Source organism: Streptomyces sp. YIM 130001, from assembly GCF_003574445.1.
Taxonomy (GTDB): Bacteria; Actinomycetota; Actinomycetes; order Streptomycetales; family Streptomycetaceae; genus Streptomyces.
The window spans coordinates 288942-302720 of the sequence record NZ_KZ984556.1 but is presented as its reverse complement, the minus strand read 5'-3'; the positions used below and the strand labels follow the sequence as shown (position 1 = coordinate 302720).

General features: G+C 71.5%; 14 protein-coding genes and 2 pseudogenes. 8 read left to right on the top strand and 8 right to left on the bottom strand.

What is annotated here, in order from left to right; genetic code table 11:
- The first annotated feature begins 341 nt into the window (after nt 1-341).
- The 4 genes and pseudogenes from DSC45_RS36425 to DSC45_RS18575 all read left to right on the top strand — a co-directional run bounded on the left by DSC45_RS36425 (nt 342) and on the right by DSC45_RS18575 (nt 2361).
- Complete coding sequence (locus DSC45_RS36425; RefSeq protein WP_240434713.1) at nt 342-530, top strand: arylamine N-acetyltransferase family protein; 189 nt, start codon at nt 342-344, stop codon at nt 528-530.
- A 3-nt stretch (nt 531-533) separates the two neighbouring features.
- Nucleotides 534-689 carry an arylamine N-acetyltransferase gene (locus DSC45_RS36420; RefSeq protein WP_240434712.1) on the top strand — a complete coding sequence of 52 codons (156 nt, stop codon included), beginning with the start codon at nt 534-536 and terminating at the stop codon, nt 687-689.
- A pseudogene (locus tag DSC45_RS36415) lies at nt 683-1084 on the top strand (arylamine N-acetyltransferase); the annotation flags it as partial. The gene DSC45_RS36420 and the pseudogene DSC45_RS36415, both read left to right, overlap by 7 nt.
- Nucleotides 1085-1350: 266 nt before the next feature.
- Nucleotides 1351-2361: a questin oxidase family protein gene (locus tag DSC45_RS18575; RefSeq protein ID WP_119292323.1), complete on the top strand. Its 1011-nt coding sequence runs from the start codon at nt 1351-1353 to the stop codon at nt 2359-2361.
- Between the two features lie 29 nt (nt 2362-2390).
- Here the strand turns inward: DSC45_RS18575 and DSC45_RS18570 are convergent, their stop codons facing one another.
- A complete protein-coding gene (locus DSC45_RS18570) occupies nt 2391-3041 on the bottom strand; it encodes a class F sortase (RefSeq protein WP_240434720.1) in 651 nt (216 codons plus the stop codon).
- 357 nt (nt 3042-3398) lie between these two features.
- Complete coding sequence (locus DSC45_RS18565; protein WP_119292321.1) at nt 3399-4238, bottom strand: LPXTG cell wall anchor domain-containing protein; 840 nt, start codon at nt 4236-4238, stop codon at nt 3399-3401.
- Between the two features lie 385 nt (nt 4239-4623).
- Here DSC45_RS18565 and DSC45_RS18560 point away from each other — a divergent pair, with 385 nt between their 5' ends.
- Nucleotides 4624-4998, top strand: coding sequence for a hypothetical protein (locus DSC45_RS18560; RefSeq protein ID WP_119292319.1), 375 nt, complete (start codon nt 4624-4626; stop codon nt 4996-4998).
- A gap of 132 nt (nt 4999-5130) precedes the next feature.
- On the opposite strand, the gene DSC45_RS18555 is transcribed toward DSC45_RS18560, so the two are convergent.
- From DSC45_RS18555 to DSC45_RS18535, 5 genes and pseudogenes are all read right to left on the bottom strand, one after another.
- Nucleotides 5131-6264: a C40 family peptidase gene (locus tag DSC45_RS18555; protein ID WP_240434719.1), complete on the bottom strand. Its 1134-nt coding sequence runs from the start codon at nt 6262-6264 to the stop codon at nt 5131-5133.
- Between the two features lie 159 nt (nt 6265-6423).
- On the bottom strand, nt 6424-6777 hold the full coding sequence (locus DSC45_RS18550; RefSeq protein WP_119292317.1) for a hypothetical protein: 354 nt from the start codon (nt 6775-6777) through the stop codon (nt 6424-6426).
- Between the two features lie 81 nt (nt 6778-6858).
- Nucleotides 6859-7581: a TetR/AcrR family transcriptional regulator gene (locus tag DSC45_RS18545; protein ID WP_119292315.1), complete on the bottom strand. Its 723-nt coding sequence runs from the start codon at nt 7579-7581 to the stop codon at nt 6859-6861.
- A gap of 88 nt (nt 7582-7669) precedes the next feature.
- A pseudogene (locus DSC45_RS18540) lies at nt 7670-7887 on the bottom strand (ATP-binding cassette domain-containing protein); the annotation flags it as partial.
- Nucleotides 7888-8048: 161 nt separating this feature from the next.
- The gene (locus DSC45_RS18535) at nt 8049-8987 is read right to left on the bottom strand and encodes an AurF N-oxygenase family protein (protein WP_119292313.1); all 939 of its coding nucleotides are present in this window, start codon (nt 8985-8987) and stop codon (nt 8049-8051) included.
- 212 nt (nt 8988-9199) lie between these two features.
- Here DSC45_RS18535 and DSC45_RS18530 point away from each other — a divergent pair, with 212 nt between their 5' ends.
- On the top strand, nt 9200-10369 hold the full coding sequence (locus DSC45_RS18530) for a ferritin-like domain-containing protein (RefSeq protein WP_119292311.1): 1170 nt from the start codon (nt 9200-9202) through the stop codon (nt 10367-10369).
- On the opposite strand, the gene DSC45_RS18525 is transcribed toward DSC45_RS18530, so the two are convergent.
- Nucleotides 10359-11210 carry a helix-turn-helix transcriptional regulator gene (locus tag DSC45_RS18525; RefSeq protein WP_119292310.1) on the bottom strand — a complete coding sequence of 284 codons (852 nt, stop codon included), beginning with the start codon at nt 11208-11210 and terminating at the stop codon, nt 10359-10361. The two genes, DSC45_RS18530 and DSC45_RS18525, sit on opposite strands and share 11 nt — an antisense overlap.
- 218 nt (nt 11211-11428) lie before the next feature.
- Here DSC45_RS18525 and DSC45_RS18520 point away from each other — a divergent pair, with 218 nt between their 5' ends.
- Both DSC45_RS18520 and DSC45_RS18515 read left to right on the top strand, forming a co-directional pair.
- A complete protein-coding gene (locus DSC45_RS18520) occupies nt 11429-11956 on the top strand; it encodes a cupin domain-containing protein (protein WP_119292308.1) in 528 nt (175 codons plus the stop codon).
- A 182-nt stretch (nt 11957-12138) separates the two neighbouring features.
- Nucleotides 12139-13752 carry an MFS transporter gene (locus tag DSC45_RS18515; RefSeq protein ID WP_119292306.1) on the top strand — a complete coding sequence of 538 codons (1614 nt, stop codon included), beginning with the start codon at nt 12139-12141 and terminating at the stop codon, nt 13750-13752.
- Nucleotides 13753-13779: the final 27 nt, after the last annotated feature.

The window sequence follows — 13779 nt, the reverse complement described above, 5'->3', positions numbered from 1 at the left end:
AAACACCCGCCGCACACCCCGCAACTCCACCGCAAGACCAGAATCCCCCTGAGCCTGTGCGGCCTGTGCGGCCTGTGCGGCCTGTGCGGCCTGCGTGGCCTGTGCGTGGGCGGCTTCCGCCTCCGTCCACTCGTCCGCCTGCCGCCGAGTGCCCTTGCGTAGCCTCATGGTCCGCCCTCTCGTGTGCTTCTCGTGCCGACGCCCGGAGTGTGCGGGGGCGGCCGCGCGCCGGGCGTCATACCCGGGAGCCAAGACGGGGGTGCTACCGCAGTAGGGGGTCGCTCCGGCACGTCGACGGCCCCACCGGAACAGCGGCTCGGGACCAGGCGGTTGAGCCTGATATGTGGGGCAGTGGGCACCTCGACCTGGACGCCTGTCTCGCGCACCTCGGCTACGAGGGCGACCGAGCACCCACCCTCGAGACACTGCGCGCCCTGCAACGCGCACACGTACTGACCGTGCGGTGGGACACCATCGACAGCTTCCTGTACCGCGAGGTGCGCCTCGACCTGCCGTCGGTCCAGGACTAGCTGGTGCGCAGGGGCCGGGGCGGTTACTGCTACGAGCGCACCGTGCTCTTCGCCGCCGCGCTCGAGAAGCTCGGATTCCGCTTCACCGCCGTCTCCGCCCGCGTGCAGCTCGGCGCCGACGCCGGCACCCCCCCCGGCCGGCGACCCACGCCATGCTGATCGTGGACCTGGACGGCACCCGTCGGCTGCACGACATCGGCTTCGGAGCCAGTCCGCTGGAGCCCCTCGAACTCGCCGACGGCAGCCGCAGCGAAGCCGGACCCTGGCCGTACCTGCTGCACCGCCGGACCCTCACCCGCGGCTCCCCGGGACGGGCGGTGCACCAGCGCGGAGACGGCCCGGAGGGACCCGAGGGCTGGACGGTGCGGCAGGTCTTCACCGAGACCCCGCAGTACCCCGTCGACTACGCCGTCGGGAACCACTACGTGGCCACGCACCACCGCTCCCCGTTCGTCACCCGCCCGTACATCCAGCGGCTGCGCACGGACCGGCACGACACCCTCGACGTCCTGACCTGGACCACGGAGTGCCCCGACCGCGACCCGGCCACCGAGACCGTCGAGCCACAGCACGTGCCCCAGCTCCTCGGCGACGTCTTCGGTGTCCGCACGGACCCCCGGGAGGCCGACCTCCTCGTGACCCGCCTGACCCGCCTGACCCGCCTGACCCGCCTGACCCGGCTGACCGGCCCGGCGTCCGCGCGGGAGCAGCGGGAGCAGGAGACGCGCGATGACCAGGGCCGGAGTCCGAAGACGCGCGTCTCAGGACCTAGGTCCCCGGCCCGTTACGCTCCCGCTGCCGCCCGCCTAGCGTCCTGCTCATGGATACGACAGGCGTTCTCGACGAGGCCCTTCAGCGACTGCACGCCACGGGCCCGGAGCGGCTCGGACGGCTCACCAACCACGCGCCGATGGCCGTGGAGGCCCTCGCCGCGCACGGCAGGGCCGCGTCGGTGCACCGGTGGCTCGACCTGTACGCGAGCAAGCTCGAGGAGTTCCCGGCCGCGGTCGAACCGGTGACGGACGCCAACTGGCGTGCCGCGCTCGGCGATCCGAGCCGGGCGGCCGACTGGATCGGGTACTTCCGGCGCGAGATCGCCGAGCGCCCGTGGCGCGACGTGCTCACCGAGTGGTGGCCCCGGCTGCTGCCCGGCATGTACGGCGGCTCGACCCACCCGGCCATCCGCGTGGGCCACGCCGTACGCACCCTGCTCGCCGGCGAAGCCACCCGGCCGCGCCTCGACGAGCTGGCCCACGGGCTCGGCTACTGGGCGGCCAGGCACCATGCCGTCGGCGACGTCACGCCGCTGCCCGGAGCGGACCGCGCGGACGCCGCGCTCGACGCGGTGGTGCCGCTGACCGAACGGACCGGCGGCTTCCCCGACCGGCTCGGCCGGGTCACCGCGCTGCCGGTGTGGGCGGCCACGGTCACGGACCCGGACGAGGCGAAGCGCCACCTCACGGATCTCGTCCGGGCGGCCACCCACCGCTACGCCACTCACGGCCACGGCGAAGAGACGATGCTGGTCCACGCCGCCACCGCGCCCAACGCCGTACTGCGCACCCTGCCCGCCCTGCCCTGCGCCCTGTGGGTGCCGAGCCTGCGGGCCGCGTGGACGGCGTCCGCCGCGGTGACCGCGATGTACGCCCCGGACGCCCCGGTCGCCTACGAACTCCCCGGCGCCGTCACGGCCGGCGATGTCGTCGACCAGGCCCTGGCACACGGCGACGAGCACGTGATCAAACTGACCGACACGGCCCTGGATGTCGGAGACGACCGCGCCCTTGCGGCGGCCCTGCGCTCGGTGGAACTGAGTGAACCGCTGCGGTAGCGCGGGGGACGACTCCGGACAACTCCCGCTCAGCCGCCGGTGCTTCCGGTCAACGTCGCGTAGACGATCACGTTGTCGGCGTAGCGGCGGTCGGCCTCGGAGTACGTGCCACCGCAGGTGATCAGGCGCAGGCCCGCATGGTCGATGTTGCGGTAGACCTCGACCGTGGGGAAGCGGTCCTTGGGGTAGACCGCGGTGCGGTCGACCGTGAAGTGAGCCGTGCGGCCGTCCGCCCGTTTCACGTCGATCCGGTCGCCCGGGGCGAGCTCGGCGAGCTCGAAGAACACGGATCGCTCCCCGTTCCACGTGACGTGCCCGGCGATGACCGACGGGCCGAGTGCGCCGGGGGTCGGCCCGGGCCGGTACCAGCCGGCCTTGTCCGGGTCGCGTGGGGTTTCCATGGCGCGGTTCTTGTCCAGGTCCAGCTTCTCCAGGGTCGAGGTGACCTTGAGAGAAGGGATGGAGATGCCCGACGGGCGGGAAGCGGGGAGTGGTTGGGCGATCTTGCTGCCCTGCCGGGGCGACGGGCCGGCCTTGCCGGGGTCGGCGGATCCGCTGCCCGCCTTGCCGGTGGACGAGGCGGAGACGGGTGGGGGCCGGGCGGGATCGTCGTCCGTCCCGAGCGCCACCACGAGGCCGCCGGTGATGACCGTGGCCGCCACGGCGCCGACGATCAGCAGGCGCCTGCGGAGGGGGCGAGACGGCTTCTCGGGGCCGGGCTCCGCATCGTCGGGCTTCTCCTCGACCGGATCCCCGTGGTCGGGCTTCTCCTCGACCGGCTCCTCGCCGCCGGGCCGCTCCTCGGCGCCGGGCTCAGGTGGTTTCCCGCCTCCGTGCCCGTCGTCCTCGGCGTTGTGCGTCCCGCTCATGGCGTCCCCTGACCCTCTGCCTCTTCCGATGCCTGTCCGGCGTGAGCGCCTCACGGCCGCGCCCGTGCCCGTATCCGCTCCTGTGCCGGAGCCCGCGCCGTGGCCGGGCCGCCGGTCCGGATCGTCGTCCGGACCGCGGCCCGGCCGGCTGTCCGTTTCCGTCGCGGCTCAGCCCTGGTGGCCGGCCGCCGCGTCGGTACGGTTGCGACGGCGCAGGACGAAGAGTCCGCCCGCGGCCAGCACGGACGCGCCTCCGGCGGCGAGCAGCCCCGTGGACATGCTGTCCCCCTGCGGGGCGCCGGTGCCGGTCTCGACGCCGCCGACCGGCATGGAGCCGACCGCTGCGCCCTTGACCATGCCGCAGGTCGCAGGCGCGGTCGCCTCCTGCGGGAGCTTCGGGTCGAGTTCGCTCTTGCCCTTGCCGAAGTCGTACTTGCCGTTGCCGTTCGGGTCGATGCCGTGCTGGACGACGTGCAGGTCCTTGAGGTGATCGGCGACGTCCTGCGACACGGGGATGGTGCGGGAGTACTTGAGGTTGCCGTCCTTGTCCGCGGCCGGCATCCGGTCGACGGCCAGACCGCTGTCCTTGGACGTGTCGCCCTTGGTGGTCAGGGAGATGTTGATGTCGCCGTACACCGGCAGGCCCTCGGCGGTGGTGACGATGCCGTCGCCGTTCTTGTCCGCGCTCTTGTCCGGGCAGCGGAAGTCGTGGCCGTCGGTGGAACCGTGGATGTGCTGGGCGTGCGGCTGGCCGGGGACGAGTCCCTTGGCGTCCACCTTCACGGTCAGCTTCTTGCCGTCGAGGCTGACGAGGGCGGCGCCGCTCGCGCCGGAGCCGTTCAGCTGGGCCAGGTCGATCTGGTACGTGTCGCCGTCCTCGGCCTTGGCCGTACCGGACTTGTGCCCCTCGTGTCCGTCGTGGGCCATCGCCGGCACGGCGACCGCGAGGCTGAGCGCCGCGGGCAGAACCAGCAGTGCGGTGAGGCGAGTTGAGCGTCGGACTATCACGAAGATGCATCCCCTCTCGGCAGCCCCGGCACGAAGTGCAGAACTGCGTTCGGTCGCTGATGCCTCCTATTCGGAGCGGACGGCCCGAGGGATTGGTCTGTGCCGCCACGGAATTTTCGGGCCGAGCGGGGCGGCCGGACGTAGGGGGCATGTAAGGGGCAGTGGATCGTATGTGCGGCAGGAGGGGTGATTCCTCACTCTCCCGAATGAATAGGAGAATTGGCTCACCTTCAGGGCAATCCCCCTTACCGCCGGAGCCGAATGCGAGGTGGCGGCGGAGATACGAGAGCGGAGATCTCCCGTCGCCGCCGGGCTCGGACCGTGCTTCCCCAGGTGCCGGACCGGGCGTCACTCCGCTCGTACGGAACAACGTGAGGAATCATTCATGCGCAGCATCCCCAAGGCACTGGCAGTCGGCGCGGTCGTCGTGCCGTTTCTGATCGGCGGCGCCGGGGCGGCGTTCGCGGACGCCGGCCCGGTCTACGGCGAGCACACCGCCGTGGCGACCGAGAACGGCGCCGCCACGAGCCACATCGGGTCGGGCTTCCTCGGCGACATGACCGGCGGGTGGCTGGGCGGTCAGCAGGGCGCGTCGGGTCCGTCGTTCGCCGAGTCGGAGCGGATGGCCGGTCCTGACGGGGCGTCCTCCGAGAGCACCGTCAGCGGTATCGACGGCAACGGCGACGCCTACTACGGCGAGAGCGAGCAGAGCGCCGGTCCTGACGGCGCGTCCTCCTCGAGCGTCGGCTCCCGCTCCTAGGTCCCAGGCCGCGGAATCTGAGGAAACTGCGGAATCCGAGGAGGAAACTGCGGAATCCGGCATACGCCGCCGCCCCGGGCGCGCACCTGCCTTGCAGGTGCGCGCACCGGGGCGGCGGCTTGCGCGTATCCCCTACGCAGCAGGCTCCGCAGATCCGGCCGGCGCCGAGGCCGACCCGTAGCCGCTGTCGGAACCGTTGCGGGCGCCCTTCGGGAGTTTCGGCGGGCTGTAGTCGTCGACCGCGGGGGCGCCGGGGTCGGGGCGGACCGCGCCGAGCAGCGGGTTCGCCGCGATCGGGGAGACCTTGACCTTGGTGCCCGGGCGGGGGGCCTGCACCACGAGGCCGTCGCCGAGGTAGAGGGCGACGTGCGTGGCGTCGGGGAAGTAGACGACCAGGTCGCCGGGGCGCAGCGATTTCAGCGGCACCTTCGGCAGCTCCTTCCACTGCTCCTGCGAGGTCCGCGGGATCGTGTCGCCGGCGTTCGCCCAGGCCTGTGAGGTGAGCCCGGAGCAGTCGTACGCCTTCGGGCCCTCGGCGCCCCAGACGTACGGCTTGCCGATCTGGCGGACGGCGTAGCGCAGTGCCTTGTTCCCGGCGGAGGACGGGGCGCGCGTGGCGGCGGGTGAACCGGGGGAGCCCGGAGCGCCCAGGGCGCCGGAGGCGAGGAGCGACTTCTGTGCCTTCTCGGCGCCGGCGGTCTCCAGGCGGCCCAATTCGGCGAGTTCGTCGGCGCTGAGTCCGGCGAGGAGTTCCTCCACCTCGGCCAGCCGCTTCTTGACCGTGTCCCGCTGCTTCTTCTGCCGGTCGGCGAGCGCGGTCTGCTTCTTCAGGGCGGCACGGGACCGGGTGGCGAGCGACGCCGCCTGCTTCTCCCCGTCGGCCAGCCGGCCGATGGCCTTGGTCCGCTGGTCGGCCAGACGGCGCACCACATGCCCCTGGTCGAGCGCGGACTGCGGATCGCGGGCCAGCAACAGCCTTACGTACGGGGAGAGTTCGCTGGCGCCCTGGTACTGCCGGCGGGCGAGCCGGCCGGCCGCGGCACGGCTCTCGGTCAGTTGCTTGCGGGCCTTGCTCAGGTCCTTGCCGAGCAGGGTCGCCTCGCCCCGCTTCTTCTTGAGCGCGACCTCGGTGGCGTTGTACGTCTCGCTCGCCTGCTCGGCCTGGCGGTACAGCTTCTGCAGCTGAGTCAGGAGCTGCCCGACCGACTGCTGCTCGCCGGGCCCCGGCGCAGCGGCGGCGGACCCCGCGAGCAGTGTCGTCACCACCGCCGTCGCACACACGATGCGCAGCTTGTTCACCGGCACTTGCGTCACCTCCGAGCCGAGCATCAGCCGGGGTGCGCGGGCCCGCCCGGTGGGCGGGGCCGGGCGGACCCAACGTTCCACTCGATACGGGCGGTGCCGTGCGGCGCGATTGACAACCCGTCAGTTCTGGTGACCCGGACGGTCGCCGTCACCGGTGTCGCGCATACCGTCCGTGGCACCGGGCTCGCCGCCCTCGCCATCGGGCCGCGGCGTCGGCTTGGACCAGGGCCACTTCAGGTTGCGGCCGCGGCGGCCCGACGGGTCGTACTCGTACTTCCAGCCCTGCTGGAGACCGAGGCGTCTGCTGTATCCGGCGGGGACGCGGCGGTAGACGAGCACGGTGGGCGGGCCGCCGTCGTGGTCGGGGACGGGCACCTCGTAGACCTTGGGCGGGTGTCCGGTCGGGCCGAGCAGGATCGGCAGGACACGGCCGTCCAGGGGGCCGCCGACGAAGGGGGTGTTCTCGCTCTTCACCCGGTCAGTGTCACAGGTCCGGGGCGGTGCGACAGGTCCGCGGGTGCGGGTGGACGGCCGCTGCGGCCGTGCGGGCCCGTGCTACAGCAGATGCCCTGCGCCGCCCAGCACCGGCAGTACCCGTCGCACCAGCGCTCCCGCCGGGCCCTCCGGGCGTTCGAGGCCGAGGGCGTTCTCCAGGACTTCCGCGGTCTGCGGGTCCGTGGCCGCGGTGGCGACCGTCAGGGCGATGAAGTGGTCGAGCAGCATTCCGCACAGTTCGTCGGTGGGAAGTTCCTTGCCCTCGTCGAGCCAGATCAGGGAGCCCGCCTCGACCGCCGCGATCCACACCCGGACCATCATCCGCAGCCGCGGGCCCGGTGCCTCGACCTCCAGGTGGGAGAGGATCTGCTCGGCGGCGGATAGCCGCACCGAATCCACGATCGCGCCGGTCCGCGAGGTCGCCGCCACCCCGCTGCCCTGCAGCAGCGCGCTGAAGCCGGTGGCGTGCTCGTCGACGAACGTCAGATAGCGGGCGAGGGCACGGCCGAGGCGTTCGGTGAGCGGTCCGGCCGGTGGCTCGTCGAAGCACGCGCGCAGCGCGTCCGCGGCGGTGCCGAGGGCTGCCTCGTACAACTGCTGCTTGCCGCCGGGGAAGTAGCGGTACACGAGCGGCCGGGAGACGCCGGCCGCCTCCGCCACGTCGTCCACCGAGACGTCCTCGGGAACGCGGTGCGCGAAGAGCCCGAGCGCCGCGTCGAGCAGCTGGACCCGTCTGGCCTCGACGCTCAGCCGTCGGTACGCGGGGGTGGTGGCGGGGGACATGCCCCGCAGCGTATCCGCAGTCCCGACGAAGCGGCCCGGACCGGAGCCTTCCGGTCGTGCACATGACTGCGGGGGCCGCAGGTGAGTCGAGGTCGTGGCCCGCGACCTGTGCCTGGCCGCCGTCGGTGGTGATGAGGGTGGAGAGGATCTGCACGGTGGTGGTCTTGCCGGCGCCGTTCGGTCCGAGCAGGGCGAAGACGGAGCCGGCCGGGATCTGCAGATCGATGCCGTCGAGTACGACCTCGGCGCCGTACGCCTTGCACAGGCCCACGCGGAGACGGCCGTTGTGTGCGATGTCGTCGGCATGCCGCAGAGCTTGCGGCGGGTCGCATTCAGCGCGGTTTCAGGATGCTTTCAGTGCCCTGAACCGGGTGTGGGCACAGGCGGACCGTTGCCCTCGAGACGTACGACCCCGCCCCGCGTGACGCCGCCTCTCCCGAGCCGCTGCCCCCTCCTGGGGCAGGCTGCTACGCCAGCAGCCCCGACTTGCGCCACAGCCGCCGCCCGGCACCCTGCAGTACGCCCACATCGTCCAGGAAGTCGGTCAGGCGGCGGGCGCCGGTCTGCATCACCTCGCGGCGGTGGGCGCTGGCCTTGACCTGGGCGAGCGCGGCGCGGCGGTCGAGGCCGACATTCGTGTAGACGTCGGGGTTGATGAAGGCGAGAGAGAAGACGCGGGCCGCCTCTCCGCTGCTGATCCGGGTCAACTCCCGCTGCCAGCGCGGCGCGCCGACCATCTGGCGCCGCAACTCCTCGCGGGCGTACCGCACATGGCGGGCCTCCTCGACGACATGGATCCGCGTCACCCCGCGCACCAGCGGCTGCACCCGCTCGTCGGGGAAGGTCAGCCGCTGCATCCAGTCCAGGATCTCCTCGCCGAGCAGGGTGCAGGCGAAGGATCCGGGCGTGGTCGACACGGTCTTGAGCACCCGCGCGAGATGGTGGTGCAGGCGCGTCACCCGGTACGGCGGCGCCCCGGCCTTCTTGATCATCCGGGCGAACATCATCGAGTGCCGGCACTCGTCCGCGATCTCGGTCAGCGCGTACCGCACGTGCGAGCTGGTCACGGACTTGTCGTAGATGTGCCGTACGAGCAGCTGCATCAGGATGATCTCGAACCAGATGCCGAGCGAGGCGAGCGAGGCCGCCTCGTGCCGGGCGAGGTCGTGGCGCTGCTCCTCGGACATCCGGTGCCACATGGGGGTGCCGTAGAGGGAGACCAACTCCGGTGGCCAGAACCACTTTCCGGTCTCCGCCGGAGCGTCCCAGTCGAGCTCGCGGTCCGGGTCGAAGGAGTGCCTGGCGGACGCTTCGAGCAGTCGCTCGGCCACCTGCTCACGGTCCTTGAGCAGGCCGAGCGCGTCGCGTACGCCGTCGGGCGCGCCGCCTTCCGCGGTGGTCGTCATCCAGGTTCCGTCCCGTCGTCAGCGTTCTCGCCCGAGGCTGCAACTGGCGTGCTCGTGGCACGAGTTACCGAAGGTCACATCTTATGAGACTGCCTGTCAGCAGGAGCGTCAATCCCTCGCGCGGGACTTGTTGACCGCCCGTACAGCAGCGTGTGAATCTGCAGAAGGGCCGGTACCGGCAGGCAACGCCCCCGAGCCGAAGGAGACTTCACGTGTCCACCAGCGAGCTCTACACCACACAGCCCGGCAGCACCGTCTGGCAGGTGCCCGCCACCGGCGCGGCCCGCTTCAGCTGGGAGTACGACGAAGGACGGGAACGACTCCTCGCCCTCTACCAGAAGGGCAAGGACAAGCAGTGGGACGGCGCCAAGCGCATCGACTGGGACCTCGAGGTCGACCCCGAGAACCCGCTCGGCACCCCCGACGAGGCCCTCACCCTCTACGGCACCCGCCACTGGGCGAAGATGACCGAGAAGGACAGGGGTGAACTGCGCAAGCATTACGCGTCCTGGCAGTTCAGCCAGTTCCTGCACGGCGAGCAGGGCGCCATGGTGTGCGCCGCACGGATCGTCGAATCGGTGCCCGACCTGGACGCCAAGCTGTACTCGGCGACGCAGACGATGGACGAGGCCCGGCACGCCGAGATCTACGGCCGCTTCCTGCACGAGAAGCTCGGCATGCTCTACCCGATCAACGACAATCTGCAGGCGCTGCTCGGCGACACCCTGCGCGACTCCCGCTGGGACATGCCCTACCTCGGCATGCAGGTACTGATCGAAGGCCTCGCACTCGCCGCCTTCGGCATGATCAGGGACACCACCGACAAGCCCCTGCCCAAGCAGATCCTGGCGTACATCATGCAGGACGAGGCCCGGCACGTGGCCTTCGGACGGATGGCCCTGCGTGACTACTACAAGCAGCTCAGCGACGCCGAACGCCGCGAGCGCGAGGACTTCGTCATCGAGGGCTGCTACCTGATGCGCGACCGGCTGCGCGGCGTCGAGGTCCTGGAGAACTTCGGCATCCCGAAGGCCGAGGCGGAGGAGTACAGCGAGAACTCCGAATACCTGCAGCTCTTCCGGCAATTGCTGTTCAGCCGCATCGTGCCCTGCGTCCGCGACATCGGCCTGTGGGGCAAGCGCCTGCAGGAGGCCTACGTCGACATGGGCGTGTTCGAGATGGGCAACTCCAACCTCGACCAACTGATGGCCCAGGACGAGGAGATCGCCGAGAAGCTCGACGAGGAACGCTTCGCCACCGAGGAGGCCGAACGCGTCGCAGAGGTCGCCGAGGCCATCGGACAAGGAGCGGCGATCGAGCGGGATACCGCGGTCGAGGAGGACGCGACGGTCGAGAAGGGCGCGACGTCCGCTACGGGCTGACGGCGGTGCGATGGGCGCCGGCGATCCTGGCCAGGCCGGCTTCGGCCGGTGAGTGGGGGGCCGCAGCGAAGCTGGCGACGGCCAGGTCGGGCGCGCCGTCCGGCCGCAGGACCTCGAGCTCCAACTCCAGGGTGCCGCCCAGTTCGTGGCGGATCCGCACCTGCTTGTGCGGCCAGTTGTGGATCAGGTGCTCGTCCCACAGCCGCCGGAAGTCGTCGCTGATACGCAGGAGTTCGGTGATGGCGGCGGCGATGTCCGGGTCGTTCGGGAAGCGGCTCCAGCACAGCCGCAGATAGCCGGCCTGGCAGCGCGCGGCCTGGTCCCACTGCCCGGCGTCGGTCAGCCTGGTCCGCAGCAGCGAGTCGAGGAAGATCGCGTGCGTCCAGGTGCGCTGCGCGGGTGGCACCGCGTCGAAGTCGAAGAAGGTCAGTGCGGTCATCCGGTTCCACGCGAGCGCGTCGCCGTAGCGGCCGGTGACGTAGGCGGGGACGCCGGTGACGGAGTCCACCAGGTACCGCAGGTTCCGCAGGGTCCGTGCGGGCGTGGGGCCGGGGGTGGGGCGCGGGGCCTTGACGAGGTTGTGCAGGTACTCGTGCTCCTCCCCGTGCAGCCGCAGGGCCGAGGCCACGGAGTCGAGGACCGAGGCGGAGACGTGGGTGTGCTGTCCCTGCTCGAGGCGGGTGTAGTGGCTGATGCTGACGCCCGCGAGCCGGGCGAGTTCCTCGCGGCGCAGTCCGGGGACCCGGCGCCGTTCGTCGAAGAGCGGGAGACCGACGTCCTCCGGGCGCAGCCGGGCTCGGCGCGACCGGAGAAACCCGCGCAACTCGCTGTGTCGGTCCATCCGCGGAAGCTACGCACCAGGTCAGGGGGTGTCAATCGGGCCCGACGGCCGCCGGCCGAGGGTGCTCACCGCGTGAGTACGCAGACCACGGGCCTGGTTGAGGTGGCGGTGCCCTCGCAGGCTGTTCGTGATCAGCCAGATCAGCCAGGTCAGCCAGGTCAGCCAGGTCAGCCAGGTCAGCCCGACCCGTATGACGCACCGATGCCCGAGGAGTCTTCATGTCCTATCCGGACCCGCGCTACTTCAGCGACCACGGCGAGATCAACGCGAGTTTCCGGCCCGCGACCGCAGCGCCCGACTTCGTCGCGAAGCCGCCCTCCGGCGGGGAGTCCACGGCCGGTCTGGAGACCGTCGCCGACGCGGGCACCGCGTACCACTATCTGTCCACCACCGACTCCACCGGCGGCGAGTACGGCCTGTACCGGGTGGACATGGGGCCCCAGTTCGGCGGGCCGAGCACCCATTTCCACAAGGCGATGTCGGAGTCCTTCTTCATCCTGTCCGGCGCCATGCGGCTCTTCGACGGCCGCCGCTGGATCACGGCCACCTCCGGCGACTACCTGTACGTGCCGGTCGGGGGACTGCACGCCTTCCGCAACGAGTCCGGTGAGAGCGCCTCGATGCTGATGCTCTTCGCGCCCGGAGCCCCGCGCGAGGAGTACTTCGAAGGCGTCACCGAACTCGCCGGGCTCAGCGAAGCGGAGCGCGCGGAGTTCTTCGTCCGCCACGACAGCTTCTTCGTCTGAGTCTGCGCAGCAGCAGCCGCCGCCGATGTCCGCCCGTCCCCCCCCCCGGCCAACTGACGGCCCAGGACGAGGCGAGAGCCACGCCGCAGTGTGCTCGGCACGAGGGATCAGGGCGCCACGGCACCGGATCCCGAACGCAGTGCACCGGCACTGCCCCCGCACTCGCATCGTGGAGGAACCCCTTGTCGCCCAACGCCGCCGAAGCCGCGGGGCCGAAGGCCGGCCCCCGGGAATGGCTCGGACTCGCCGTACTCGCCCTGCCCACCCTGCTCATCTCCCTCGACCAGAGCGTGCTCTACCTGGCGCTGCCGCACCTTGCCGAGGACCTGGGCCCGACCGGGACCCAGACGCTGTGGATCATGGACATCTACGGCTTCCTGATCGCCGGCTTCCTCATCACCATGGGCACCCTCGGCGACCGCATCGGGCGCCGCAAACTGCTGATGATCGGCGCGGCGGCCGTCGGCGCCACCTCTGTCGCGGCCGCCTGCTCGACCAGCGCGCAGACCCTGATCCTGTCCCGGGCCCTGCTCGGCATCGCTGCCGCGACGCTGATGCCGTCGACCCTGGCCCTGATCGGCAACATGTTCCGCGACCCGAATCAGCGCGGCCGCGCCATCGCGGTGTGGGCCAGCTGCTTCATGGGCGGCACGGCGCTCGGCCCGGTCGTCGGAGGCATCTTCCTCGAACACTTCTGGTGGGGCTCGGTCTTCCTGCTCGGGGTGCCCGTCATGGCGGTGCTGCTGATCGCGGCCCCGCGGCTGCTCCCCGAGTACAAGGACCCGGACGCCGGCCGGATCGACCTGTTCAGCGTGCTGCTCTCGCTGGTGTCGGTCCTGTCGGTCATCTACGGCCTGAAGGAGCTCGCCCGAGGCGGGTTCGACCTGCTGCCGCTCGTCGCGGTGTTCGTCGGTCCGGCCGTCGGCACGGTGTTCGTGAAACGCCAGGGCAGGCTCGAACACCCGCTCCTCGACCTGAAGTTGTTCCGCGTCGGCGCGTTCACGGCGGCGCTCCTGATCCTCATGGTGTCGATGCTCGGCACCGGCGGCGGCTACCTCTTCATCACCGGCTTCCTGCAGATGGTCGAGGGGTACTCGCCGATGGAGGCGGGCCTGCTGATGGTGCCCGCGGCCGTCGCCTCGATCCTCGCGGCGCAGGTGGCGCCGGTTCTCGCCCGGCGCTTGTCCACCGGCACCGTCGTGGGGTCCGCGCTGATCGTGGGAACCGTCGGCTATCTGCTGCTGGCTCTGGTCGACCCGGTCGGCGGGATGCCGCTCCTGATGACCGGATTCGTGATCATCTTCGTCGGTGTCGGCACCTTCGGCTCGCTCGGCACCGGCCTGGTGGTCGGCTCCGTGCCGCCCGAGCGCGGAGGGGCCGCGGCGGCCCTGTCCTCCATCAGCGGCGACCTCGGCAACGCACTCGGCGTCGCCACCCTCGGCAGCCTCGGTGCCGGCGTGTACCGGAGCTCGTTCGACGCCCCGGCCGGCACCGCGGACAGCGCCGCCCGCTCGGCCGGCGCCGGCATGGAGAGCGCCGTCGCCGTTGCCCGAGACCTGCCCGCCCAGGCCGGCGAGGCCCTGCTCACCGCCGCCAGGTCCGCCTATTCCAGCGGGCTCAACAGCATCGGCATCGCCTGCGCCCTCATCACCGCCACCAGCGCGGTCATCGCCCTCACCGTGCTGCGCGAACGCGCCGGTGACGCCCCGTCCGGTGCGCGGGCCCCCGAGGCCGACGGCCCGCAGCAGGCCGAGGACACCGGCGTCGAACTGACGCGGCCCGCCGGCCCGCGCTGACCCGAGCCGTCCCGTGGTCACCGAGGT